The 24,505-nt window shown below is 63.0% G+C and carries 21 protein-coding genes; 11 read left to right on the forward strand and 10 right to left on the reverse strand.

Annotation, left to right across the window (positions count from 1 at the left end; all coding sequences use genetic code 11):
• Positions 1-35: 35 nt before the first annotated feature.
• Positions 36-1,784, forward strand: coding sequence for a pyruvate dehydrogenase (locus tag ACFVSI_RS02560; RefSeq protein ID WP_387819549.1), 1,749 nt, complete (start codon positions 36-38; stop codon positions 1,782-1,784).
• A gap of 1 nt (position 1,785) precedes the next feature.
• On the opposite strand, the gene uvrA is transcribed toward ACFVSI_RS02560, so the two are convergent.
• Entirely contained in the window at positions 1,786-4,302 is a 2,517-nt protein-coding gene (gene uvrA / locus ACFVSI_RS02565) for an excinuclease ABC subunit UvrA (RefSeq protein WP_387819551.1), read from the reverse strand.
• A gap of 157 nt (positions 4,303-4,459) precedes the next feature.
• Between uvrA and ACFVSI_RS02570 the strand changes: the two genes are divergently transcribed.
• Positions 4,460-5,818, forward strand: coding sequence for a hypothetical protein (locus ACFVSI_RS02570; protein WP_387819553.1), 1,359 nt, complete (start codon positions 4,460-4,462; stop codon positions 5,816-5,818).
• Between the two features lie 50 nt (positions 5,819-5,868).
• Here the strand turns inward: ACFVSI_RS02570 and arfB are convergent, their stop codons facing one another.
• Positions 5,869-6,288 carry an alternative ribosome rescue aminoacyl-tRNA hydrolase ArfB gene (gene arfB, locus ACFVSI_RS02575; RefSeq protein ID WP_387819555.1) on the reverse strand — a complete coding sequence of 140 codons (420 nt, stop codon included), beginning with the start codon at positions 6,286-6,288 and terminating at the stop codon, positions 5,869-5,871.
• Positions 6,289-6,372: 84 nt separating this feature from the next.
• On the opposite strand from arfB, the gene ACFVSI_RS02580 reads away from it, so the two are divergent.
• Together ACFVSI_RS02580 and ACFVSI_RS02585 are read left to right on the forward strand one after the other, a co-directional pair.
• A complete protein-coding gene (locus ACFVSI_RS02580; protein ID WP_387819557.1) occupies positions 6,373-6,768 on the forward strand; it encodes a hypothetical protein in 396 nt (131 codons plus the stop codon).
• 76 nt (positions 6,769-6,844) lie between these two features.
• Positions 6,845-7,459 carry a dihydrofolate reductase family protein gene (locus ACFVSI_RS02585; RefSeq protein WP_387819558.1) on the forward strand — a complete coding sequence of 205 codons (615 nt, stop codon included), beginning with the start codon at positions 6,845-6,847 and terminating at the stop codon, positions 7,457-7,459.
• Between the two features lie 13 nt (positions 7,460-7,472).
• Here the strand turns inward: ACFVSI_RS02585 and ACFVSI_RS02590 are convergent, their stop codons facing one another.
• The gene (locus ACFVSI_RS02590) at positions 7,473-7,892 is read right to left on the reverse strand and encodes a hypothetical protein (RefSeq protein ID WP_387819560.1); all 420 of its coding nucleotides are present in this window, start codon (positions 7,890-7,892) and stop codon (positions 7,473-7,475) included.
• A gap of 202 nt (positions 7,893-8,094) precedes the next feature.
• On the opposite strand from ACFVSI_RS02590, the gene ACFVSI_RS02595 reads away from it, so the two are divergent.
• Positions 8,095-8,577 (forward strand): pyridoxamine 5'-phosphate oxidase family protein, encoded by a 483-nt coding sequence (locus ACFVSI_RS02595; protein WP_387819561.1) that lies wholly within the window; start codon positions 8,095-8,097, stop codon positions 8,575-8,577.
• A 6-nt stretch (positions 8,578-8,583) separates the two neighbouring features.
• On the forward strand, positions 8,584-8,937 hold the full coding sequence (locus ACFVSI_RS02600) for a TraR/DksA family transcriptional regulator (protein ID WP_387819563.1): 354 nt from the start codon (positions 8,584-8,586) through the stop codon (positions 8,935-8,937).
• A gap of 7 nt (positions 8,938-8,944) precedes the next feature.
• Here ACFVSI_RS02600 and ACFVSI_RS02605 read toward each other — a convergent pair whose 3' ends face one another.
• The 7 genes from ACFVSI_RS02605 to ACFVSI_RS02635 all read right to left on the reverse strand — a co-directional run bounded on the left by ACFVSI_RS02605 (position 8,945) and on the right by ACFVSI_RS02635 (position 19,591).
• Positions 8,945-10,204, reverse strand: coding sequence for an MFS transporter (locus ACFVSI_RS02605; protein WP_387819728.1), 1,260 nt, complete (start codon positions 10,202-10,204; stop codon positions 8,945-8,947).
• Positions 10,205-10,291: 87 nt separating this feature from the next.
• On the reverse strand, positions 10,292-11,488 hold the full coding sequence (locus tag ACFVSI_RS02610; RefSeq protein WP_387819564.1) for a VWA domain-containing protein: 1,197 nt from the start codon (positions 11,486-11,488) through the stop codon (positions 10,292-10,294).
• Positions 11,485-13,731, reverse strand: coding sequence for a DUF5682 family protein (locus ACFVSI_RS02615; RefSeq protein WP_387819566.1), 2,247 nt, complete (start codon positions 13,729-13,731; stop codon positions 11,485-11,487). Before ACFVSI_RS02615 ends, ACFVSI_RS02610 begins: the two co-directional genes overlap by 4 nt.
• Positions 13,728-14,840 (reverse strand): AAA family ATPase, encoded by a 1,113-nt coding sequence (locus ACFVSI_RS02620; protein WP_387819568.1) that lies wholly within the window; start codon positions 14,838-14,840, stop codon positions 13,728-13,730. Before ACFVSI_RS02620 ends, ACFVSI_RS02615 begins: the two co-directional genes overlap by 4 nt.
• Positions 14,837-16,276: a DUF5691 domain-containing protein gene (locus ACFVSI_RS02625; RefSeq protein WP_387819570.1), complete on the reverse strand. Its 1,440-nt coding sequence runs from the start codon at positions 16,274-16,276 to the stop codon at positions 14,837-14,839. Before ACFVSI_RS02625 ends, ACFVSI_RS02620 begins: the two co-directional genes overlap by 4 nt.
• Entirely contained in the window at positions 16,273-17,571 is a 1,299-nt protein-coding gene (locus ACFVSI_RS02630) for an SWIM zinc finger family protein (protein WP_387819572.1), read from the reverse strand. The genes ACFVSI_RS02625 and ACFVSI_RS02630 overlap by 4 nt, the downstream gene beginning before the upstream one ends.
• Positions 17,572-17,656: 85 nt before the next feature.
• A complete protein-coding gene (locus ACFVSI_RS02635; RefSeq protein WP_387819573.1) occupies positions 17,657-19,591 on the reverse strand; it encodes an FAD-binding monooxygenase in 1,935 nt (644 codons plus the stop codon).
• Between the two features lie 180 nt (positions 19,592-19,771).
• Between ACFVSI_RS02635 and ACFVSI_RS02640 the strand changes: the two genes are divergently transcribed.
• The 5 genes from ACFVSI_RS02640 to ACFVSI_RS02660 all read left to right on the forward strand — a co-directional run bounded on the left by ACFVSI_RS02640 (position 19,772) and on the right by ACFVSI_RS02660 (position 24,428).
• Positions 19,772-20,707, forward strand: a complete 936-nt coding sequence (locus ACFVSI_RS02640; protein ID WP_387819575.1) for a 5'-3' exonuclease H3TH domain-containing protein — start codon at positions 19,772-19,774, stop codon at positions 20,705-20,707.
• Between the two features lie 137 nt (positions 20,708-20,844).
• Positions 20,845-21,402, forward strand: coding sequence for a hypothetical protein (locus ACFVSI_RS02645; protein ID WP_262278487.1), 558 nt, complete (start codon positions 20,845-20,847; stop codon positions 21,400-21,402).
• Positions 21,403-21,577: 175 nt separating this feature from the next.
• Positions 21,578-21,997, forward strand: coding sequence for a YciI family protein (locus ACFVSI_RS02650; protein ID WP_144658720.1), 420 nt, complete (start codon positions 21,578-21,580; stop codon positions 21,995-21,997).
• Positions 21,998-22,033: 36 nt separating this feature from the next.
• Positions 22,034-23,278 (forward strand): RNA polymerase sigma factor, encoded by a 1,245-nt coding sequence (locus ACFVSI_RS02655; RefSeq protein ID WP_387819576.1) that lies wholly within the window; start codon positions 22,034-22,036, stop codon positions 23,276-23,278.
• Between the two features lie 106 nt (positions 23,279-23,384).
• Entirely contained in the window at positions 23,385-24,428 is a 1,044-nt protein-coding gene (locus ACFVSI_RS02660) for an NAD(P)-dependent alcohol dehydrogenase (protein ID WP_387819577.1), read from the forward strand.
• The last annotated feature ends 77 nt before the right edge of the window (positions 24,429-24,505 follow it).

Here is a 24,505-nt window from a genome sequence, read left to right on the forward strand (position 1 = left end):
CAGCCCACCACCACAACTGAGGGAGCCTGCACACAATGGCCAAGGAACTTGCCACCCAACTCATCGAACAACTCCAGGCTGCCGGTGTGCAGCGGATTTATGGGATTGTGGGCGATAGCCTCAATCCCATCGTTGACGCCGTCCGCCAGACGGGAGGCTCGAAAAACGGGGGCATTGACTGGATTCACGTCCGCCATGAAGAGGCGGCCGCATTTGCGGCAGCGGCTGATGCGCAACTGACCGGAAAGCTGGCAGTGTGCGCGGGATCGTGTGGCCCCGGAAATCTGCACTTGATCAATGGACTCTATGACGCGAACCGCACCGGCGCCCCCGTGCTAGCCATCGCTTCCCATATTCCCAGCAGGCAGATTGGCAGCGGCTTCTTCCAGGAAACCCATCCGGACCGGCTTTTCAACGAGTGCTCCGTCTATTCGGAACTGGTCAGCACCGCCGAGCAGGCGCCCCGGGTCATGCACAGCGCCATCCAAAATGCGATTGGCCTCGGAGGGGTTGCGGTGGTTACCCTTCCGGGCGATATCGCTGGTCTCGAGGCTGCCGCCCCGACGCCTTTGCCGGCCACATTCCGTCCGGCGAGCATGGTGCCGGACACCGCAAGCGTCCGCGAACTTGCCGAGGCTATCAACGACGCCGGAAAGGTCGCCATTTTTGCCGGTGCGGGCGTTGAGGGCGCCCATGACGAACTGATGTCGCTGGCTGGCTTGATCAACGCTCCCATCGGCCACTCGTTGCGGGGCAAGGACTTCGTCCAGTACGACAATCCGTTTGATATCGGTATGACGGGCCTGCTCGGCTACGGGGCGGCGGCTGAGGGTATCGAGGACGCGGACCTGCTGATCCTCCTTGGCACCGACTTTCCCTACGACCAATTCCTTCCCGAAACCCGCACCGCCCAGGTTGACCGGGCTGCAGAGCGGCTGGGGCGACGCACCGACGTCGACATTGCCGTCCATGGCGACGTGCTGTCTACGCTGACGGCCCTGCTGCCGCTGGTGAAGCCCAAGAAGAGCCGCCGTTTCCTCGACCAGATGCTGAAGAAGCATGACCGCCTCATGAACAAGGCCGTGGGTGCCTACACCCGCAAGGTGGAGAAAAAGCAGCCCATCCACCCTGAATACGCGGCCTCGTTGCTGGACCAGCTTGCCGCCGAGGATGCGATCTTCACCGCGGACACCGGCATGTGCAACGTCTGGACGGCACGCTACATCAATCCTTTGGGAACCCGGCGCCTGATTGGGTCCTTCCTCCATGGGTCCATGGCGAATGCGCTCCCGCACGCCATCGGTGCCCAAGTGGCGTATCCCGGGCGCCAGGTGGTGTCCGTGTCCGGCGACGGTGGCCTCTCGATGCTCCTGGGCGAACTCATCACAGTGGCAGCGCACCAGCTGCCGGTCAAGGTAGTGGTGTTCAACAACTCCACCTTGGGCATGGTCAAGCTGGAAATGCTGGTGGACGGACTTCCCGACTTTGGCGTGGACGTGCCTGACGCCAACTATGCGGAGGTCGCCAATGCGTTGGGCTTCCATGCCATACGGGTCACCGATCCGGCGGACATCGAGGGAGCCTACCGGGCGGCTTTCGCCCACCCGGGTCCGGCGTTGGTGGAACTCATTACGGACCCGAATGCATTGTCCATCCCGCCGAAGATTTCCGGGTCGCAGGTCATCGGTTTCGCCACGGCCATGTCCAAAGTGGTCCTGAACAGGGGAGCCGGAGAAGCTGTGAGCATGGCACGCAGTAATCTCCGGAACATTCCCCGGCGGTAGGCTACCGCGCCAGGGCGGCGGCAAGGTAAGGAGCGGTCCGGCTGTCGTTGGAATGCGCGACGACGGCCGGCGGGCCAGCCGCCATGACCGTACCGCCGGCGTCGCCGCCTCCGGGGCCTAGATCGATCACCCAGTCCGCTCCCGCGACCACGTCCATGTCGTGTTCGACCACCACAACCGTGTTCCCCGCCTCCACCAGCCTGCGGAGCTGGGCCATCAACAGCTGGACGTCGGCAGGATGCAGGCCGGTGGTTGGCTCGTCCAACAGGTACAGGGTGTGCCCGCGTTGAATGCGTTGCAGTTCGGTGGCCAGTTTGATGCGCTGGGCTTCACCACCGGAGAGTTCGGTCGCAGGCTGGCCCAGCCTCAGGTAGCCAAGGCCAACCTCTTGCAGTGTTTGGAGGCTGCGGGAGACCGACGGCAGATCCTTAAGGAACGCCGACGCGGCCTTCACGGTCATCCCGAGGACATCAGCAATGTTCTTTCCCCGGTACGTGACCTCCAGGGTTTCTGGGTTGAAACGCGTGCCGTGGCACTCCGGACACGGACCGTAGCTTCCAGGCAGGAACAGCAGTTCCACGGCTACGAAGCCTTCACCCTGGCAGGTTTCGCAACGTCCTCCGGGGACGTTGAACGAAAACCGCCCTGCTCCAAATCCTCGGGTCCGGGCGTCGCCGGTAGCGGCGAATTCCTTCCGGACTCCATCGAACAGCCCGGTGTAGGTGGCCAGGTTCGAACGGGGCGTGCGGCCGATTGGCTTTTGGTCTACCTGTACGAGGCGGTCGAGACCTCCAAGTCCGGATACCAGGGCATGGGGCTCCGTGGAAGACTCCGGATGGAGCCCGCCTTCCACCGCGCCGGCCAGGACCCGGCTGACCAGGGTCGATTTGCCGGAACCGGACACACCCGTCACCGCCGTCAACACTCCCAGCGGGAAATCAACCTCGAGGTCGCGCAGATTGTGCTGGTTGACGTTACGAAGGTTAAGCCAGCCCATGGGTTCCCGCGGGCCTTCGGTCGTTTCGCGCTTTCGAGCGGCATGGCTCTTGTCCGCGACCAGGAATGGTCTGGTGATTGAGTCCCGCACCGACGCCAAGCCTTCCACGGGGCCGCTGTAGAGCACCTTGCCGCCGCCCTCTCCGGCGTGCGGTCCAACATCCACGAGCCAGTCGGCGGCACGAACGACATCCATGTTGTGTTCGACCACAAACACGGAGTTGCCGGAGTGTTTCAAGGTCTCCAACACTGCCAGGAGCGGTTCGGCGTCAGCTGGGTGAAGGCCCGCAGATGGTTCATCCAGCACGTAGATGACGCCAAAGAGCCCCGACCGCAGCTGGGTGGCGATCCGTAGACGCTGCATTTCGCCGGGGGAAAGGGTTGGGGTTGGCCGGCCCAGCGCGAGGTAGCCCAGCCCGAGATCCAGCAGAACCGTGATCCGGCTGAGGAGATCACGCGTGATGGCGATGGCAACTTCGTTGGTTTCGCCGGAAGTCTGGGTACGGGAGGCAGTGCCGGCGGTCTTCAGCCCTGCCGTGGGACGGAGAAGATCGGCGAGGTCCGACATCGGCAGAGCGTTGAGTTCGGCGATCGTCTTGCCCGCGAAGGTAACGGCGAGCGCCTCGGGCCGGAGCCCGCTGCCCCCGCACACGGGGCATCGCCCAGTTTCCATGAAGCGCAGCACGCGCTCCCGCATTGTGTTGCTCTTGGAATCCGCCAAGGTATGCAGGACGTACCGTTTCGCGCTCCAGAACCGACCCTTGTACGGTTTGGCCACCCTGTCCCTTTGTGGCGTCACTTCCACCACTGGTTGTTCGTCGGTGAAAAGGATCCAGTGGCGATCCTTTGCGGAAAGCTTCTTCCAAGGAGTATCGACGTCGTATCCCAGGTGGGTGAGGATGTCCCGCAGATTCTTTCCTTGCCAGGCGCCGGGCCACGCCGCGATGGCACCCTCGCGGATGGTAAGGGCCGGGTCGGGAACCAAGGACCCCTCTGTCACTGTATGAGCCACGCCCAAGCCGTGGCATTCGGGGCATGCGCCGGCAGCGGTGTTGGGGGAGAAGGCATCGGAATCGAGTTGGCTGGCCCCTGCCGGATATTTGCCTGCGCGGGAGTAGAGCATCCGGAGGGAGTTGGAGAGCGTCGTGAGCGTGCCGACGCTGGATCGGGCAGTGGCGGTTCCGCGCCGTTGTTGAAGTGCGACGGCGGGTGGCAGGCCGGTGATTGACTCCACTTTGGGGTTGTGGCCCTGTTGGATGAGGCGCCTGGCGTACGGTGCAACGGACTCGAAGTAGCGCCGCTGCGCTTCGGCAAAGATGGTGCCGAATGCCAAAGAAGACTTCCCCGATCCGGAGACTCCGGTGAAAGCCACGATGGAGTCCCGTGGAACGTCCACGCTGACGTTGCGGAGGTTGTTTTCCTTAGCCCCACGCACTTTGACCATGCCGTCATCGAGGTCGTCGGAGGTCCGACCCGCGTTACCGGGCACGGGGTGGTTGGCGATAGTCAGGTCACTGTCCATTTACACGACTCTATCGGGCGTCGGGCGTCGGGTCGCATCGGCAGGCCTTGCCGCGATTGCCCTCTCGTTCCCCTAACCTACTAAGGGGGCCGGACCCTTTGCTGGCTTGTCTTGTGGTGTTCGTCGGGTTGGGGGAAGACTTGTGATCAGAAGAATAGTGTCAGCTGGGGTACTTGCGGTGACGTTGGCGCTGGCAGCCGTCTCGGCACCGACGACGGCCGAAGCGGCTGCACAGGTCTACAACCCGTGCCAGCGTCTAAGCGCCGGGCAGGTGAAGTATCCGTCGTATGGGGCCAACAGGGTCACGTTTGCGACGGCGGTGGACCGCTCCCAGTCGGCTGTGGTCATCACAGGTTGTGTCAGGTCCGGAAGTGGGTATGCGCAGGAATGGCAAACCACAGGATTTGCCGGGTCAAAGGGGTTTTCGGCCCAGAACATGGCGTGGGAAGACACGTGGAAGTCGCCAACAGGCAGCTTCAGTTTCACCGAAGCCTTGGGAAGGTCCAACCCGGGAACCACGCTGAAGTACTACACCTTGAACCCCTACTCCCGATGGGGAGGCGAACGCGGCCCCAATTACAACCAATACTTTGAGGGAATTGGTGGCGAATCGGACGAGAACCTCTGGACGTACATGAACCAAGGGTTTTATGAGCAAGCCGCCGTCATTAATTGGAACCGGTACCCGGACATGCCCACTGTGCAAGGTGCCTCCTTTGCCATCTTTTTCCACGCCGGGAACGTTCCCAGTGCCGGGTGCATTTCCACGAACCTTGGCACGGTGGTCCAGCTCCTCAAAACCAACCGGCCTGGCGATCGCATCATCATGGGCGCGGTGGACGACATTTTCACCCCCTACAGCAGCTCGCCTTTTGGAGCGATCACCAATAAATATGCAGCGCTGGGTGGGCCGGCCTATGCCGGTAACCCTGTGAGCAACGAGATGTATGGACTCAAGAACGGCGGTGCGGGCCAAGCCTTCCAGTTTGGCTCTATTTACCATTCTCCTGTGTCCGGGACGTTCTTCAGCACGGGCGTAATCCGGGGGAAGTGGGGATCGACAGGCTATGAGAACGGGGTCCTTGGCTATCCGGCTTCGGATGAGATGCCCCTGAGCAGGGGTGCCGTGGGCCAGGCCTACCAGAACGGATCCATCTATTGGGGTGGAAGTACGGGTGCCCACGTAAGTATGGGCGCCATCCGCGCTGCCTGGGGTTCGACGGGATACGAGAAAGGCTTCCTGGGTTATCCGACTACTGACGAGATCCGGGGCATGGCCAAAGGCGGCATTGGCCAAGCGTACGAGGGTGGCTCGATCTATTTCACGCCCGCGACAGGAGCCCATGTCAGCATGGGTGCTATCCGCTCACTGTGGGGCCAACAAGGATTCGAGAAGGGCGCCCTCGGCTATCCCACGACGGACGAGTATCGAACAAACGGCGCTGTAGTTCAAGACTTCCAAGGCGGAAGCATTGCGTGGTTCGGCGCAAGTGGCAAGGTGACGTTCAAGGGCTGACCCCCGCCCCAGGCCCAGCGACAGCACGCCGCGCCTGAGGCGAGGGCTTTTCACTCGGCGGCGGGCCGACGTCGTTGTTGCTTGGTGAGCGAGCGTCGTTCCTTGGCGACGCGGTGACGGCGTGCTGAACCGCGGGTCGGCTTGGACGCACGGCGAACGGTTTCCGGTACAAGCGCGGCGGTTATGAGACCGGCAAGCTTGGCCAGGGCGAGCTCCCGATTCCTTAGCTGGGAGCGCTCCTCGGAGGCTGTCACTGTCAGGGCACCGGCGACCAGGCGCCGTCCGAGTCGTTGCAGCAACAGTTGCCGCTGCTCATCGCTCAGTGCTGCTGAATTGACGATATTCCAGCTCAGCTCTGCCCGGGTGTCGGTGGTGTTGACGTGCTGGCCACCTGGTCCAGAGGAGCGAGAGAACCTCCAGCTGAGTTCCGATGCCGGAATCTTCAGCGAAGGTGGGATATCCAAGTCCATGGAACAAGCCTTGCACGTCATGCGCCGCCATCCGGGCAGACTCCGGGTGTCCAATGTTCGCCTGGCGCCTTTAGGATCAAAGCTATGGCCGGATTCGTGGATTTTCTGGGCCCCATACTGGAAATGATGACCTGGGTGGGGTTCGTCCCGGGCGTGCCCCTTTTGGTGTGGGCGTGGGTCATCGCCCGCCGGAGGTGCCAATGGGTCACTGCCGATGGCGAGCAGTTCGCGGCGGGCGGCTTCCTGGGACTTCGCTGGGTGGACCTGGACCACGAGGAACGAAAGGTTCTGCTCGATATCGCCGCAACGGAGGGCGGCACGGCGAGCGGCAGCGTTGTGGTCCATTACGATGCATGCCACCCGTCGCGGTGCTCCCTTGAGCCTCCACGCTACGATCACACGGTGCTGATTCTTGGGTGGATTCTCACCGGTGTCGGCATCGTCAGCGCGCTGGGCGGACTGGTGCTCGTAGCGCTGTAGCCCCCTTGAAAGCCAAATATGGCAGGGGCTACCATGTGCGCGCGGGCTGATGCGACGCCCGAGGCGGAGGATTTCAATGAATGGGACGACTGCACCCCTGATGGTGGATCTGATCATTTCGCTTGACGGCTATGCCTCAGCCGAGGGGTGGCCGGGCTGGTGGGGATTGGAGGGTCCGGAATACCTCTCGTGGCTGGCTGAAGAAGCCACGAAGGAGGTCACCCTGCTGATGGGGGCAAACACTTACCGTCTCATGTCCGGCATGTCGGGACAGGCGAGTGAGGAAGATTCCGGTTTCTCCAAGGAAGAAGGGGACTCTTTGGCAGGCCTGGCCGCGGTGCCCAAGATTATCTTCTCTTCGACGCTGCAAGAGCCCCTGGCCTGGCCCAACTCCGAGTTGATCTCCGGAGATGCCGTGGAAGCCGTCAAGGAGCTGAAGCGAACCCGGACCGGGACCCTGAGTACCCTGGGAAGTTTGAGCCTGAGCAGGTCTCTGCTGTCGGCAGGACTGGTGGACCGCTACCGCCTGGTCATCTTCCCGGTCATCACGGGAAAAACGGGCAGCGAAAGGATCTATGACGGTTACCCGGATGTCGCCTTGGACATGGTGGACAGCCGTATCTTTGACAGCCGGCTCCAACTGCTGGAGTACGTTCCGCGGGTTATCGATGCTCCGTTAGGGCGGCCATAGCTGGCAGTGGCTTCTAGGTGTCCTGCGTGGTGAAGAACGGCGCCAACGTTTGCGCATAGTGGTCCATTGTTTCCGGGAAGGTCAACAGGCGTCGGCCCTCCATGGGAGAGGCCCCTTGGTTCTCGAAACCACCTGCCGCCGGAAGGCAAAGAAGCGGCTCTGCGATTATCCCGCGCGAGGTCAGGACGGCAATTCCCCAAGGGTCGGTTGCATCGGCGACGGTGATGCCGGCGTTGTCGAAGGTGTCACGCAGAACATAGCGCGTGACGGTCCGCCAAGACTGAAGATACTGGGGCAATAGCTGCTCTACGAGGTCGTCGTCGTTTGCACTGTAGGCCTCGGCCAGAGCCGCCGACAGCGCATCCCATTCTTCGGCATCCCGGACCATCAAGTGAGCGGCCCGGAGGTGGGCAAGGGTTTCATTCAACATCATGGCAGTCCCCAAACTTCCTCGTGCGATGCTTGCCCGACGTGGGCAGGCCCGCACTCGGCAGGCCACGCATCAGTAGAACGGTTGGCGCGCCCTCATGATTCCCTTCGGCGCAGTTTCGCTTGACCGCCTAGTAAATAAGGAAGCTTACTATTAGGCTGTCGGGGTGGGAACGTCCCAGCGAAAAAAGGAAGTGGTGCAGAACATGACTGAAGAGCAGGGCATCAGCAAGGTCACGGACATCATCAACGATTCCAAAATAGGGATGTTGACCACCATCAACGAAGAAGGGGCCTTGGTCAGCCGGCCGCTTGCCGTCCAGGAAGTGAAGGACGACGGCGACATGTGGTTCTTTACGGGACTGGGAACCTCCCAGGTTGCACACATCCGGCAGGATCCCCGCGTCAATGTCTCGTTTGGCAAGAACACGGAATGGGTTTCCGTTGCCGGCACCGCCGAAGTGGTGACAGACCGTGCGAAGATCCACGACATGTGGAACCAGGTGGTGGAAGCCTGGTTCCCTGACGGTCCGGACACCCCGGAGGTTTGCCTGATCCACGTGGATTCCGACTCCGCTGAATATTGGACAAGCCCGGGCGGCACCGCAGCTACGGTGCTGCAATGGGTCAAATCCAAAGTCACCAACTCCCGGTTCAGTGTCGGCGAAAGCGGTACCGTGGAACTGTGAGCTTCCATGGTTGACACAGAGCGGTTCCGGGTCCTCCTTGAGCAGGAGCGTGACAGGAGGCTGGTGCTGCTCTCGGCGCTTCGAAACGACATCACTTCGGTGAGCCAGGCACGGCTGGACTCCAATGTCGACGACGAGCACGATCCCGAGGGCAGCACCATAGCCTTTGAGCTTTCTCAGGCCGCTGCCCTTCTCGGCCAGAGCAGGGAAGGTCTCGAACAGATCGATGCCGCACTGGTCAGGATCGAAGCGGGCGCCTATGGTCATTGCGAAATCTGTGGGATAGACATTCCGGAAGGTCGGCTGGAAGCCAGGCCCTGGACGCCGTACTGCGTGGTCCATGCCTCGGGGCGTCGGTAGCGGGCGTTCAGTTGTTTTGCCCCGCGTTGGCTGTGGCGGCACCATCGGCTGCCGCACCGTGCTTGCGGCTCGCCAACAGGAAGGGCACCGCAAGAAGCTCGACGACGCCAGCCATGGCAAGGGACGCCGGATAACCGTAGAGGTCGGCGCCACGGCCCAGGAGCGGTTGAATCACCACCCCTCCGCTTGAACCCATCAACGAATCAAAGCTCAGCACAGTGGCCCGCTGCTTGGACGGGATCATGTCATTCACATAGGCCTGCCTGACCGGCATGACAGCGGACCCCACTACGCCCCACAGTGCCAACAGCAGCAGGGCTATCCAGAAACTATGGGTGAAACCGAGGACAAGCAGGATCACTGACCCGCCGACTCCGCCCAGAATCAGTACGGATGTGCGTTTGTGGAAAAGACTCCGGGCGTGGGGGGCCAGCCAACCGCCCAAAATTTGTGAACCGGCAACAATGGCTGCCGCCAGCCCGGCGATCGAATAAGCCTGCGGGTCGCCGAACAGGTCCAGAAGGTAGGGCTGCAGGGCGTAAAAGACATAGATTCCGACGCCGGCGCTGAAGGGGGCGGCCAGCATCACGAACCGCACGGGCGGGTTTTTCAAGCCGCTCTCGATCGAGGCGGTGAGCACCGCACGGGTCGCCCGCAGTGGATGCGTCGAGCGCTCAGGCGAGAAGCCGACGTCGTGCATCAGCCCAAAGGCGACAGCGAACATGGCCAGCAGCACCAGGACCCGCAGGAGGAAAGGCACGCCCAGGTTGGTTGCCTGGGCTATGACGCCGCCAGCCACGGAACCCAGCAGCATAGCGACTCCCTGGACCATCTGTCCGCGGCCAAGTACGGATTCGAGCCCGCCTTCGTAGCCGGAGAACCGCAGGGCATCAACCAGCCACGCCTCCACGGCGCCGGAAAAGAACGTGAATCCAAGACCAAGGAGAACGGAAACCACCGCCCACATCCAGAAGGGCGCCGACGTCTGCCATAACAGGTAGTACAGGTACGTCGATGCCGCGAGCGTCACTGTGCCCAGAAGGAAGGAAGCACGCCGTCCCCAGCCATCGGCCACCACGCCAGTAGGGATTTCGAAGAGGACCATGCCTGCGGTGAAGAAAGCGTTGGCGGCAAATGCCTCCAGGTTGCTCAGGCCGGCGTCCAAGAGAAACAGGGTGTTGATGCCCCAAATGAACGACGCCGCAACGGTATTGCCCAGCGTCAACGTCAGGTAGACGCGTTGAATCTTACGGGCGGCCTGGTTCATGGTGTCGCCGGTCCCGCGGGCACGTGGAAGGACCACGTGCCCATTCTCGCGCCGATTGCCTGCCGCCGCCAGATCCGTGGTTGCTGTTTACGCTTCGTGGCTTGTCGGGATGTCCTGGGAGGCGGCCCACTCGCCGATATCCCGGCGTTCGATGGCGGCTGCCATCATTTCGGGAAACAGGTCCGGCGTGCAGGCGAAAGCCGGGACTCCGATGCCGGCCAGCGCCGCAGCGTGTTGGGAATCGAATGACGGGTGACCACTGTCGCTCAACGCCAGCAGGGCGATCATGGTGGTTCCGCCGCCGACAATTGACGCCGCTCGACGCAGCATCTCCTCGGCTATGCCGCCTTCGTAAAGATCACTGATCAGCACGAGAATGGTTTCTGTGGGCTTCGTGATCTGCCCCTGACAGTACGCCAGAGCCCTGTTGATGTCCGTGCCGCCACCCAACTGCACACCGAAAAGAACATCCACGGGATCGTCGAGATCGTCTGTCAGGTCAACAACCTCGGTATCGAAGACAACCAACCGTGTGTTCACCGCGGGAAGCGAACTAAGCACTGCGCCGAAAACACTTGAATACACCACCGATTCGGCCATGGAGCCGGATTGGTCGATGCAAAGGATGATCTCCCGCTGGATCTCAGTGCTGCGCCTGGCATGACCGAGCAGCCGTTCCGGCACTACTGTCCGGTATTCGGCTTGGTAATGCTTGAGGTTGGCCGCGATGGTCCTGTTCCAGTCGATGTCCCGGTGCCGTGGCCTGCGGGTCCGGGCCGAGCGGTTCAACGCTCCCGAAACTGCTTGAACGGTCTTGGCGCGGAGCCGGTCCTCCAGTTCCTTGGTGACCTGGCGTACCACTGACCGCGCAGTTTCCTTTGACGCTTCCGGGATGACCTTGCCAAGGCCCACCAAGGTACTGACAAGGTTGATGTCCGCTTGCACGGTACGGAGCATTTCCGGTTCCAGGAGCAAGTGCCGGAGTCCAAGACGGTCCATGGCGTCAGCCTGCATCACCTGGACCACCGAAGATGGGAAATAGCCACGGATATCCCCGAGCCAGCGGGCTACCCGCGGACTCGAAGAAGCCATGCCGCCCCGCCGGCCGGAGCCATCGCCGTAGAGAGCCTCCAAGGCTTGGTCGCGTCGGGCGTCATCGTCCGATAACTGGACCTGTCCGCCGTCGTCCGTTGAGATCCCGTCCGCGTCATCACCGCCCAGCACCAACCGCCACCGGCTCAACCGATCGCGGGCCTCAACAGCGTGGTTCGAAACATCGTTCACGCTACGGCCTCCCAACCCAGGATTCGCGCCATCGTCTCCAGTGCGGGCCGCGCCGCGGCCAAGTCCATGACGCCATCGCGGACATCGTTCCCCGAGGGAGTACCGCGGCTTATTTGCTCGCCGATTTCCCGGCGTTCTGGACGGCTGAAAGCTGAAAATGTTCTGCGCAGCAGCGGCAGCACGTCCTCGAAGACGTCGTCACGGACTCCTTCCACCCATTGATCCACCAGCTTCAGCAGCCTCGGGTCGTGGATCAGCAACGTGGCGTCACCGGACAGCAGCCCGTCCAGCCACGCGGCAGCCTCCGGTGCAGGCGTCGCGACGGACAGACGCCGGCTCAGGCCCGCCGCGACATCCTCCCCGCCCAGCAACCCGGCATCCATCAGCAGGCGGGTGGCGCGACCGGCTACGGAACCGTGGATTTTGTCCGAGTGCGCTACGGCGCCCAAGGCAGCATGCCAATCGACCATCGACAGTTCAGGTACCAGTGTCATGCCGTCCTGGGCCGAATCGATGGCTTGACGCATTGTGGCAGCGGCGTCGTCGTCGAGCCCGGCGCATGCTGTCGGCAGTCCCACGCAGGCCCGTACCACGGTGGCCTCAAGGATCTTCCGGACATCCCTGATATCGACACCACGCACATTTCCGTATCTGCAGGTGCGGGCCAGGGGAGCGATGGTCTCCAGCAGGGGCGGGACGTCCTGTTGGAGTGCCGTGCGGGCGGCCAAGGCGGTGACGACCCCGGCTATGCCATCGGGGAGATCGGCCAGGAGGCACGCTTCCAGCAAGGCACCCATTGCAGGCAGGCCTTCCGCGGCCTGGGCTTGTTCGGAGACGAAAGCTGCCGCGGCGGAGGCAACGGTGGTGCCGTATCTGCTCGCTTCAACCAGCGAAACGGCAAGCTCGGGCCTCCACTGAAGCTTCCACGCCTCTTTGAAAGTGCCTGTGGTCCTGCCAGTTTCTGTCGGCACGCCCCACGCCACTCCCACTAGTGCCAGGCGATGCAGCAGCACCGAACGGGCCAGTTGGTTCGGTTTGCGGAGGTCGAGGACCATGACCTCCTCGATTGCGCTTGGCTTCATGCGCAGCTTCCGCTGGTTGGCGGTGAGGTCGGCGAACAGAGGAAGCGTGGGAACGGAGTCAGGAACGCTTCCCAGCTCGGATCCAACGGTGAGGTCCCGGTGTACAAGGGCCAGAGGAAGAGCAGAGCCGTCGCAGAGGACTGCCTGCGCGGCGTCGTCCAGTTCGGGGAGTCCAGGGCTCGGTCTGCCACGGACTGCCGCCAATGCTGTGGCCATGCGGCTGGCCTCCACCACCGACGCGGTGGAGGCATCCAGGTTTTGCTCCCGCAAGGCCTGGGCTACCCGGACCAGCCAGGTGGTGGCGACATCGCCGGCAAGATCCTTGGACATCCAATGGGAGAACAGGTGCTGGTACCACCCTGGTGCTGCAACACCTGCTCCGTATCCGCTGTCCAGGCTGAGCCGGTCCGAGGTCCAGGGAACCCATGTGACAGACACCTTGATTTTGGGGAGGCCGGACAGGACCTTGTTGTCTGCTGCGGAGGACGGGAAGTCCGCCGGTACCAGGGCAGGGGCATGGTAGGCACCGCAGATGACGGCGATCCGTTCATGGCCCTCCCGCATGGCGGCCCGCAGAATACGTCGCATGGCCGCTTCCCGACGGTTGTTTTCGACGACGTCCGGATGGTCTTCCGGGCGATCATCCAGTGCCCGGATCTCCTTGATCGCCTCGATGAGCGCCTCAAAGCGTTCGGCAGCGTCTGAACTGCGGTGCTCCACAGCGTCTTCCCACCAACGCTCCGCATCGCTGTAGCCGGCTGCGTTTGCCAGAATTCCGATGGCGTCGGGGCGGTACCCCTGCTCTGCCGGGCTGACGGCTTCTGCTTCGGAAGCGGCCCTCAAGGCCAAGGAATTCGCGGCAGGCAGGTCCAGCGCGCGGACAGACGTGCCTGTGGACAGGGCCCAACGGATGGCCACCCACTCCGGCGAAAAGGCGGCCATGGGGTAATACGAAGCCAACCGGGGCTCGTCCACCGCATAGATAAGCCCTGCAACAGGCGGAAGCATGTCGGGGTCGTTGATAAGGGGAATGACCTGGTCGAGTTCCGGCGGCCCTTCCACCAGCACCAGGTCAGGGCGCAGCGATCCCAAGGCCTCGGACACCGAGTGGGCCGAACCTGGTCCGTGGTGCCGGATACCCAGGATGTGGACGTCTGTCATGTCCGGCGGGCGGATTCGAGGTCGTGGCAGGCCCGGTAGAGGTCCTTCCACTCGGGCCGGTTGCGGACGACGGTTTCCAGATACTCCTGCCAGATCACACGGTCTTGAACGGGATCCTTGACGACGGCGCCCACAAGGCTTGCCGCAACGTCGTCGGCCCTGACCGTGCCGTCACCGAAGTGTGCTGCCAGGGAGAGTCCGTTGGTCATCACGGAGATCGCTTCGGCCGTGGACAGTGTGGCTGATGGCGACTTGATGGTGGTCCGCTGATCCTGCGTCACACCTGCCCGCAATTCCCGCATCACAGTGACAACCCGCCGGATCTCCGACAATGCAGCCAGATCCGCGGGCAGTTCCAGTGCCTCGCCCAGGCTGCGGACGCGTGTGGTGACGATTTCCACTTCCTGGTCGATGCTGTCCGGTAGCGGCAAAACCACGGTATTGAACCGGCGTCGAAGTGCCGACGAGAGGTCGTTGACGCCTTTATCCCGGTTATTCGCTGTGGCGATGACGTTGAAGCCCTTCCGGGCCTGTACCTCTTCATTCAGTTCCGGGATAGGCAGGGTCTTTTCGCTGAGGATGGTAATCAGGGAGTCCTGTACATCGGAGGGAATGCGCGTCAATTCTTCCACCCGCACCAGGCTTCCCGTTTCCATGGCCCTCATGACCGGTCCCGCTACCATCGCGGCCCTGGATGGGCCTTCGGCCAGCAAACGCGCGTAGTTCCATCCATAACGCAATGCTTCTTCCGGTGTTCCAGCGGTGCCCTGAACCACCAGCGTCGACGAACCGGAGATTGCTGCCGCCAGATGCTCCCCGAGCCAGGTCTTGGCCGTTCCCGGAACGCCGAGCAGCAGGAGGGCCCGGTCGGTTGCCAGCGACGCCACGGCGACTTCCACGAGTCGCTCAGAACCGAGGTATTTCGGGGTGATCTGCGTCCCATTGGCCAGTGTTCCACCCAGGATGTACTTGGTGACAGCCCATGGCGAGAGCTGCCAGCTGGGCGGCCGGGGGCGGTCGTCAACAGCGGCCAATGCGCTGAGTTCATCTGCGAACGCGTTCTCTGCGTGGGCGCGAAGAACATCGGTTCCGTTCTGTGGATCTGTCATCGGAAGGCCTCCGTCAAGGATTGTCTGAATGATTGGTATTGGACGGCGTCGCGGAGAACCCGACGCCGGCCGGCGTCGTCGTCAGTCCGCTCCAACAAGCGCCGGCACGTCGCGGTGGACTCTGAAGGCAGTGCCGTGGGGAGGACATCGGAGAGCATCGACGCCAAACGGCCGCCCTCCTTGCCGGAGACAACCGTGAGTACTGCCTCTGCCAACGAAGTACCCCATGGCTGGGGGAGGGCGCGCAGTAAAGAGGCCAAGGCGACGGGCTCTTCTCCGCCTGCTTGGATATGCCGTTCCAGCCAGCGTTCCCGCTCCCCGGCAGGCAGGCAATGCAGCAACCGGCTATCGGTCCTGACAGTGAGCAGGGCCCGGACCCACTCCAGGTCCTTGCGGACGGCGGCGGCTGAGGTCAGTGCTTCCAGAATCCGCGGCTCGTCTTTGAGGAGGGCTGCCGTCGCTTCCGGACCCCGGCCCGAAACCGCAGTCCATACATCCCACGGTGCACCCCGAATGATGGTCTCCAGCCTTCCCAAGCGGTCGGGTTCACCATTGCGTGGATTCGGCGCGATTCCGTCCCGCACCGCTGATGCATCCGGATCCGGTGGAAGGTCGATGTCGAAGCGCTTGTTGAGCAATCCCTTGAGGTGCAGCAACGACCGGAGCCTGGTGGCCATCCGGTGGGCACGGGCACTGTGTGGCAGCCGATCCAACAGCTCTGCGGCAACTTCCCGCACGCTTTTGGCTTTGTCGTCCAAGCCCTTCTCCAACAGTGCCTCGTCCTCCGCGCGTAGGTCGACGGCAAGGAGTTTCATATGGTTCGCGCGCGTCCGGGCACTGACAGCACCCCATTGCGTGGACAGTTGCTCGCGGGCTGTGGCCACAGGGTCCCCTGGGGTATCCGTCGCGGGGTCCGCCAAGGGGTCAGCGCGCGGGGGTTGTCGTGGTTCCGACCGTGCGGACCACGATGGGCTGACGTCTTGAAGCCAACGCCCTCGTGTCCCAATGGCAGGCTCCAATACTCTGAAGACCGACGACGTGTTTCCGGCCACCGTGAACAGCGCCGGAAGCAATCGGTGGGGGACCCGACGTCGTGTTTGTGCTGCGAGGCGCAGCCAGTCCACCAGCAGCTGGTTCCTGAGCTCGAGTCCCACCGGGGGCTGATTGAGCAGCAGTTCCAAGAGCCGTGCCGCTTCGCCTGTTGCTTGCGGCTCGTCGTCCGGTGGGGCCGGAACCACCTGAAGCCCGGACGCCAAGGGGGCCGGCGTCCGTGCCGCCCGGCTCACCATGTCCGCCAGCGCGGCCTGGCCAAGTAGGGCTTCTTCCCGTGACAAGCCTTCAGGGGCACCGACACCAAGTTCAGCGGGCAGGTCGGGAGCCTCATGGCGGCCGGTTCCCACCAGTGCAGTTGTTCGAAGCTCGTCAGTCCAGTTCACGGTGTCACCACCGTCTCATTCACCACGACGGTCAACGGACGGATCCGTCCGTCCTCCAGCTCGCCAAAAAGGTCCACTTCCTGGCCCCCCGTAAGAGCCAGGAGCGCATCAAGTGGGGCGTCAACCAACGGAAGGGCATGGCCAGGGGAGTCGTAGATCCAGCCGCTGCCTTCCGGACTGACCTTCACGCCGGCCAACAGCACCGGGTGACGGAGCCGCCAGGGCGAAGCTGCCACCGCGATGGACTCGTTCTCAAGGGCTTGGGCGATGGTGCAGCCATCGCCTAGCGTTGTTGCCACACCCCGGGGGTTGATTGGGCTGGTGAACATGGCGCGTTGAGGTGCCGAACCCGGGTAGCGGGCCACTGTCGCCTCGAGAAGGGCGCCGGAGAGTTGCGGGGTGGCAAGGCCTTGGCCCTGCGCTGCAAAATCAAGAACGACGACGACAGTTCCCTCGGGTGACCTCAGCCAGGTCCGCTGCTGCTGGAGGCGGCCGTCGTCGCTTCTGTGCGCACCCAGGACGAGCCACGGTCCCGGCAAGGACTCCGACTCCTGGATTTCGGACGATGGGGTGGCCCAGCCGACTGCTGCCCTGAGATCGGCGAACTCATCGGGGGCAAGACTGTCCTTCTTCGCCCATGCCTTGGTCAGGGCCCACCAGCGCCCGAGGGTCGTCAGCAGATGATCAGCCCAATCAGTTCTCCCATGAACATCCGAAGCCATCTGCCGCACTTGTTCGGCCACTCCGGGGAGCTGGGCATCCACCAGGCGTGCCGCCACGCCGTCCCACCACGAATACGGTTGCTTCCGTGCTGCCGCAAGTCCGGTTCTCACGACATCGGTCAGCCAGAGGGCAAAGTCGGCCATCCCGGCATCCATCAGCTCCAGCCGTGCTGCAAGGCGTTTGGCTTGTGCCTCGGGATCCGTAGATTGACCGGTCTGTCGCCGCTCCTTGGCCGATGCCCTGTCGGCCCGTTGCGCTGCCCATTCCTGGGCAAAATCGGCGGTGTCGGTTCCGGACCCGGCTGCCTCGCCGCGGGCCCACAGCAGAAGCAGCGCCAAGGCGTGCTTGCAGGGGAATTTACGGCTCGGGCATGAACACCGGTAGGCAGGGGCAACAACGTCAACGCTCACCTGATAGGGCGTTTTGCCGCTGCCCTGGCATTTGCCCCACACCAAAACATCGCTGCTGCCCGACTCCGACCACGGCCCGGGGTGCGCGAGCTTGCGCGCAGCAGCCAGTGATGATGCGTCAGGAGCGGCACTGATGACTCTCTCTTCGCTCCAACGCCCCATGAGGTTCATTCTGCCTGACGGCTCCGACACTTTAACGCCACATGCCGGGGAACCCTCAAAAGGTTCCCCGGCATGTATCAGGAACTCACGCTTGGTTACTCACCAGGCTTGCCTGCGCTGGTGCGGCTTCGGGCCGCGCCGTTGAGTGCAGCCCCGCGAAAAATTCGCCGAGTTCAGCCGTCGCTGTCAGCGGCAGGACGTTGGCGACGTACTGGTCAGGGCGGACCACGACTATGACGCCGTCGCGGCTGAGGCCGCGGGCGTCGAAGATGTCGTTGCCGGGGTCTGTGGCGAAGACTTTTTCGAGGTAGGTGAGTTTGAACGGGCCGACGGTGGGTTTGAAGACAGCGGGAACGGCGTTGATGTCCACGCCGGTGTGGTCTTGCTGGTAGATGACTTTGACGTCGAACCAGGCGTCGCGGTCAAGGCTCGACGGCGTCGCTGCCAGTGGCGAATCGCTTGCGGAAGCCAGCCACTCAGCAAAGTCCGCAACCGGGCCGGCGACGCCTGCGGGGGCGGCGTCGGCGAAGACGTAGATGCGCCAGCGGCCGTCGGCTTTGGCGTGGTGGCCCAGGTGCATGGGGTTGGTGTCGCAGACCCGCTGTACTGGTGCGGATTTGAAGCGTTTGCCTACGGGGAACCCTGTGGCGAGCACCTGATGTGCAGCTTCGGCGACGACCATGGAGGGTGCGTACTGGGTCATGAACCCGGCGGGGAACTCCGCGGTGCTGGTGTAGAAGGTTTCCAGTTCGGTGGGGTCCTTGAACTCCTCAGGTTTCTTGGCCATGAGGGTGGACCATTCCTTATCGAAGTCGATCAGGTTCTTCGCGACCACCTGGCGTTCGTCGGAGTAGGTGTCCAGCAGCGATTCCGGGGACCGGCCTTCCAGGACGTGGCCGAGCTTCCACCCGATGTTGAACCCGTCCTGCATGGACACGTTCATGCCCTGCCCGGCCTTCGCGCTGTGGGTATGGCAGGCGTCGCCGGTGATGAACACCCGGGGGGTGCGGGTTCCGCGCTCCTCGGGCAGGACGTCGTCGAACCTGTCCGTGAGGCGGTGCCCGACCTCGTACACGCTGTGCCACGCGACGTTGCGAACATCCAAGGTATAGGGGTGCAGGATGTCGTTGGCCTTGGCGATGATCTGCTCGATCGTGGTTTTCCGAACCGCCCCGTGGTCATCGGGGGCGACTTCGCCCAGGTCCACGTACATCCGGAACAGGTGCCCGCCCTCGCGGGGGATCAGCAAAATGCTGCCGCCGGAGCCTGACTGGATGGCGCACTTGGTCCGGATGTCCGGGAAATCAGTCACTGCCAGGACGTCCATGACCCCCCAGGCATGGTTGGCCTGGTCTCCGGCCAGGTGGCAGCCGATGGATTCACGGACCTTGCTGCGGGCGCCATCGGCGCCGACGACGTACTTGGCACGGACCATGCGCTCTTGCCCCTCAAGGGGCCCGGCGGTGTGAAGGAGGGTTACCTCCACGGGGTATTCGCCCTCGCCAGTGACCGTCAAACCCACGAATTCGTAACCGTAGTCCGGCTTGAGCCGGGCCGGGGAGTTGGCCGCGAACTCGGCGAAGTAGTCCAGCACGCGGGCCTGGTTCACGATTAAGTGCGGGAACTCGCTGATCCCGGCAGGGTCATCCACCGCGCGGGCGCTGCGCACGATCTTTGAGTGGTCCGCCGGGTCCGGCTTCCAAAACGCCATCTCCGTGATGCGGTACGCCTCCGCAATAATCCGCTCAGCGAAACCGAAGGCCTGGAACGTCTCCACGCTCCTGGCCTGGATCCCGTCAGCCTGCCCGATGGCCAGCCGGCCGGGCCGCCGTTCAACGATGCGGGTGGTGATGTCAGGGAACTGAGCCAGCTGGGCGGCCGTCAGCATCCCCGCAGGGCCGGTGCCCACGATGAGGACGTCGACTTCGTCCGGGAGCTCGGTTGGTCGGTTAATTCCGACGCCGGCAGCGGGCTCGACCCGCGGGTCACCTGAAACATAACCGTGGTGGTGGAACTGCACGGGCTTTCCTCACTTCTTTGTGGGCTGATGGCTAGCATGTGTTCGATAATAGAACAACCTGTTCTATTATCGCTCGTATTATCGTAATGCGGCTCACACCACGGTTCAAGCCAGCCCGCGGGTTAGCCCCAACAGCCTTCACTTCCTGCGGATTTGTTCCGAAGCGTGTCAGGATCAGGTATGCCGCGACTGATGCTCCTGGATACTGCCTCTCTGTACTTCCGTGCCTTCTACGGTGTACCCGATTCCATCAAGCGCGCCGATGGGACTCCCGTCAACGCCGTGCGTGGCTTGATGGACATGATCGCCCGCCTCGTGACCGACTACGAAGCCACGCACCTTGTGGCCTGCTGGGACAACGACTGGCGCCCCCAGTGGCGTGTTGACCTGATCCCCGGCTACAAGGCGCACCGCGTTGCGGAATTCGTGCCGAACGGTCCCGACGTCGAAGAAGTCCCCGACCCGCTCGAGGCGCAAATCCCCCTGATCCGCAAAGTCCTGGATCTGGCAGGGATAGCCGTGGTGGGCGCGGACGAACATGAAGCTGATGATGTGGTGGGCACCTACGCCAGTCTCGCCACGATCCCCACCGACGTCGTGACAGGCGACCGTGATCTCTTCCAGCTCGTGGATGACCAGCGTGATGTCAGGGTCATCTACACGGCACGGGGCATGAAGAACCTCGAAGTGGTCACCGACGTCGTCGTTGTCGGCAAATACAGGGTCCTGCCCCAGCAGTACGCTGACTTCGCCACCCTCCGCGGAGACGCCTCCGATGGGCTTCCCGGGGTGGCGGGTATCGGGGAAAAGACGGCGGCCGCCCTGCTTGGGGAGCATGGCTCGCTGGAGGGGCTGCTGGAGGCGGCAGAAGATCCCGACGGCGGGTTGTCGGCTTCAATCCGCGCCAAACTCTCAGGGGCGGCCGACTACCTGAAGGTGGCACCCGCCGTCGTCAATGTCGTCCGTGACCTGAAGGTGCCGAGCCTCGACGAGGCAGGGGCTGAATTGAGGCCCATTACGGGCGACGCGCGCTCCGAACTGGAACGGCTCGCAAGCGAATGGAACCTGGGCGGCTCCGTCGCCAGGCTTCTTGAAGCCTTTGACCGCTTCCGCTGATTGCCTCGGTTCGATTCACAGCTTGGTCATAGCTTTCGGACAGCCAAGTCTGGGGTTGGTCCCTCAACGTGTTAAGAGGACGGTGCACTGGGCCGTCCCGTAGACAACACCCGTAGCAACGGATCGAGGAGAGGTACATGTCGAGAACCAAGAGAATCACCCTGGGCGTCGCAGCCGGAGCGCTGGCCTTGGGCGCCGGACTGGGCGTGACCAGCATGGCTACAGCAGCCACAACGCCAACACCGAGCGCCACATCCTCTGCCGATGCCACCACGCCATCCGACCACGCCGGAAAGCCGGGCGGTCACGGTCACGGGCGCGACGGCGGAAAGATCGCTCAGGAACTCGCGACCAAGCTCGGCGTCGACGAGACCAAGGTCTCTGACGCCCTGAAGGCTTTCCGTGAAGCCAACAAGCCGACCACGCCGCCGACCGAAGGAACCGAGGGCACCAAGCCGGACCCATCGGCACACGAGGCTGCATTGGCCAAGTCGCTCGCATCAGCACTGGGTGTTGACGAAGCCAAGGTCACCACCGCTTTGCAGGAAATCCGCTCCGAGGGTCAGGCTGAACGTGCCGCCGCACTTAAGACCCGGCTCGACAAGGCCGTAACGGACGGAAAACTCACCCAGGCAGAGGCTGATGCCGTGACCAAGGCCGTTGAGGCCGGCGTCATTGGAGGCGGCGGCCGCTAGCCGACTCTGACCCCTCTGTGGGCGGGCATAAAGGATCCCTTGGAAGCATCCAAGGGATCCTTTGCGTTGCCGTGAAAAAGTTTTTCGAACGCGTTGTCGATTTGTCCTCGCACTGTTCGACCTATGGGTGAGAAGGTCGAAGGGCGGCTTTCCACGACACAGGAGATTGATCCAGATGGCAAAGTACATGTTGATCATGCGGGCAGATGACGATTCCTACGCCAAGTTTGAGAACATCGACTTCAACGACGTCCTTGAAGCGATGGGCAAATTCAACGACGAACTGATCCGGGCAGGGGTGCTGCTCGCCGCTGAGGGCCTGGACGACGCCAAAGAAACAGTGGTGGTGGACTTCACGGGTGAAACCCCGGTTGTCACGGACGGCCCCTACGGGGAGACGAAGGAACTCTTCGGCGGCTTCTACATCCTCGACGTCGCCTCCAAGCAGGAAGCCGTGGAATGGGCCAAACGGGCGCCCATGACGGCCGGAACCAAGACCGAGATCCGCCGCGTCACCAGCATCGATGAGTTCCCGCAGGACAACGAGTGGATTCAGAAGGAACGCGCCTGGCGTGAGCAGACCGGACAACTCTGAGCATCTGGCCGCTTGGCTTAGGCAACGGCGACGGACGTGAGAAGTAACGAGGCAAGGGCCGCCGTCGAAGCGGTATGGCGCAGTGAATCTGCCCGCGTCGTCGGCGCCCTTGCCCGCTACACCGGTGACTTCGCCCTTGCTGAGGACCTTGCCCAGGAGGCACTCGCGGAAGCGATCGTGTCATGGTCCGTCAACGGCATTCCCCGCGAGCCTGCAGGCTGGCTGATGACGGCTGGTAAGCGCCGAGCCATCGATACGTTCCGGAGAAGGTCGGTCCAGGACGAAAAGTACGCGCTGCTGGCCCACGGTCTTTCCGAGGAGGTACCGGGCACGGACACACTGTTCAACCCTGACGCGATCGATGACGACGTCCTGGCGCTGATGTTCATTTCGTGCCATCCGGTGCTGTCCAAGGAAGCACGCATTGCCCTGACGTTGAAGGTTGTAGGGGGCATGGGCACCGACGAAATAGCCAAGGCCTTCCTGGTTTCTGTTCCCACCATCCAGGCCCGCATCACGCGTGCCAAGAAGACCCTCGCAGCAGCCCACATACCTTTCGCCGTTCCGGAGCGCCAAGAAATTCCCCAGCGGCTGGGATCCGTGCTCCAGGTGCTCTACCTCATCTTTACTGAGGGGTCATTTGCCTCAGCGGGGGATTCCTGGATGAGGACGGAGCTTGCTGCCGAAGCCCGGCGGCTTGTCCGTGTCCTTGTCCGGCTGAGTCCTGAACCGGAAGTCTTCGGTCTGCTGGGCTTGATGGAATTGACGGCCGCCCGGTTCCCTGCCAGGGTCGACGCTGCCGGGAATCCTGTCCTCCTTGAAGACCAGGACCGACGGCGGTGGGACCAGTCCGCGATACGGCGCGGCCGCGCGGCACTTTCGACGGCGGTCGCGGCGGGGCGGGGATTGGGTGCCTACGGCTTGCAGGCCTCCATTGCCGAATGCCATGCGGCGGCAAGGACGGCGGCGGAGACGGATTGGGAGCGTATCGCCATTCTGTATGAGGCATTGGGTTCCCTGGCACCGTCACCGGTCGTCGAGCTTAACCGTGCAGTGGCTTTGGCCATGGCTTCCGGGCCAGCTGCCGGCCTGGAGCTCGTGGATTCGCTGGCGGGCAGGGGCGAGCTGGCAGGATCGCATCTTCTGCCGACGGTACGCGGCGAATTGCTGGCCAGGCTGGGCCGTCGTGCGGAGGCCGTGGAGGCATTGAAGGCAGCACTCGATCTTTGTTCGAACGCCGCCGAACGGACTGCTCTGGAGCGGAAAATCGCACTTTTGTGAGTGCCAAGGGGGTCCCTGCCAGTACCCCTAACAGCGTTAACTCCTAACGCCCAGCCAGAGAGTGTTAGATGTAAATATCAGATTTAGTCCAACACGCAGGAGAAACATGCCTACCGCTTCCGCTTTTGCTTCACCCTCGGCCACGGGCGACCTGACCCTGACCACCATTGAACGACGCGAGGTTGGCCCGAACGACGTCCACATCGACATCAAGTTCGCCGGCATTTGCCATTCAGATATCCACACTGTTCGCGGTGACTGGGGTCCCCAGCAGTACCCTCTGGTCCCTGGCCATGAGATTGCTGGCATCGTCACGGAGGTTGGCACCGAGGTCACCAAGCACAAGGTCGGCGACCGCGTCGGCGTCGGGTGCATGGTGAACTCCTGCAAGGAGTGCAAGAACTGCCTGGCCGGCGAGGAACAGTACTGCCTCAAGGGCAATGTCGGAACGTATGGTGCGGTGGACCGCGACGGCACCATCACCCAGGGCGGCTACTCCAGCAACGTGGTGGTGAACGAAGACTTCGTAGTGACGATCCCGGAAGGGTTGGACCTCGACGTCGCCGCTCCTCTGCTCTGCGCCGGCATCACGACGTTTTCCCCTCTGCACCACTGGGGTGCGGGCCCGGGCAAGAAGGTGGCCATCGTAGGTTTGGGCGGCCTGGGCCACATGGGCGTCAAGATCGCCCACGCCATGGGTGCGGAGGTGACCGTCCTCTCGCAGTCGCTGAAGAAGATGGAGGATGGCCTCAAGCTTGGTGCGGACCACTACTACGCGACCAGCGATCCTGCCACCTTTGAACGGCTGGCCGGTACTTTTGACCTGATCATCAACACGGTCAGCGCATCCATCGACATCAGCGCCTACCTTCAGTTGCTGACGCTCGACGGAACGCTGGTCAACGTCGGCGCTCCTGCAGAACCGCTGCCGGTGAACGCTTTCGCCTTGATCGGTGGCCGCCGTCGCTTTGCGGGTTCCATGATCGGCGGCATCCGCGAAACCCAGGAAATGCTGGACTTCTGCGCCGAGCACGGCCTGGGTGCCGAGATCGAGCTCATTCCGGCCAACAAGATCAACGATGCCTACGAGCGAGTTCTTGCCTCGGACGTCCGCTACCGTTTCGTCATCGACGCCTCAACCATCGGCTAAGGCTCAACTACCCGAATGGCCGCGCCCCTTCAAGGGCGCGGCCTTTCCGTTTCCCCGGACTTCGTTCATCCCGGAAA

It is taken from the genome of Paenarthrobacter sp. NPDC057981, from assembly GCF_042886835.1.
Taxonomy (GTDB): domain Bacteria; phylum Actinomycetota; class Actinomycetes; order Actinomycetales; family Micrococcaceae; genus Arthrobacter.

Bases quoted from the DNA above. Each gene is read 5' to 3' on its own strand.
- ACFVSI_RS02640 (WP_387819575.1), top strand. From the start codon at position 19,772: ATGCCGCGACTGATGCTCCTGGATACTGCCTCTCTGTACTTCCGTGCC.
- ACFVSI_RS02630 (WP_387819572.1), bottom strand. From the start codon at position 17,571: ATGGGGCGTTGGAGCGAAGAGAGAGTCATCAGTGCCGCTCCTGACGCA.
- ACFVSI_RS02620 (WP_387819568.1), bottom strand. From the start codon at position 14,840: ATGACAGATCCACAGAACGGAACCGATGTTCTTCGCGCCCACGCAGAG.
- ACFVSI_RS02590 (WP_387819560.1), bottom strand. From the start codon at position 7,892: ATGATGTTGAATGAAACCCTTGCCCACCTCCGGGCCGCTCACTTGATG.
- ACFVSI_RS02645 (WP_262278487.1), top strand. From the start codon at position 20,845: ATGTCGAGAACCAAGAGAATCACCCTGGGCGTCGCAGCCGGAGCGCTG.
- ACFVSI_RS02580 (WP_387819557.1), top strand. From the start codon at position 6,373: ATGGCCGGATTCGTGGATTTTCTGGGCCCCATACTGGAAATGATGACC.
- ACFVSI_RS02600 (WP_387819563.1), top strand. From the start codon at position 8,584: ATGGTTGACACAGAGCGGTTCCGGGTCCTCCTTGAGCAGGAGCGTGAC.
- ACFVSI_RS02585 (WP_387819558.1), top strand. From the start codon at position 6,845: ATGAATGGGACGACTGCACCCCTGATGGTGGATCTGATCATTTCGCTT.
- arfB (WP_387819555.1), bottom strand. From the start codon at position 6,288: ATGGACTTGGATATCCCACCTTCGCTGAAGATTCCGGCATCGGAACTC.
- ACFVSI_RS02560 (WP_387819549.1), top strand. From the start codon at position 36: ATGGCCAAGGAACTTGCCACCCAACTCATCGAACAACTCCAGGCTGCC.
- ACFVSI_RS02650 (WP_144658720.1), top strand. From the start codon at position 21,578: ATGGCAAAGTACATGTTGATCATGCGGGCAGATGACGATTCCTACGCC.
- ACFVSI_RS02660 (WP_387819577.1), top strand. From the start codon at position 23,385: ATGCCTACCGCTTCCGCTTTTGCTTCACCCTCGGCCACGGGCGACCTG.
- ACFVSI_RS02595 (WP_387819561.1), top strand. From the start codon at position 8,095: ATGACTGAAGAGCAGGGCATCAGCAAGGTCACGGACATCATCAACGAT.
- uvrA (WP_387819551.1), bottom strand. From the start codon at position 4,302: ATGGACAGTGACCTGACTATCGCCAACCACCCCGTGCCCGGTAACGCG.
- ACFVSI_RS02605 (WP_387819728.1), bottom strand. From the start codon at position 10,204: ATGAACCAGGCCGCCCGTAAGATTCAACGCGTCTACCTGACGTTGACG.
- ACFVSI_RS02615 (WP_387819566.1), bottom strand. From the start codon at position 13,731: ATGACAGACGTCCACATCCTGGGTATCCGGCACCACGGACCAGGTTCG.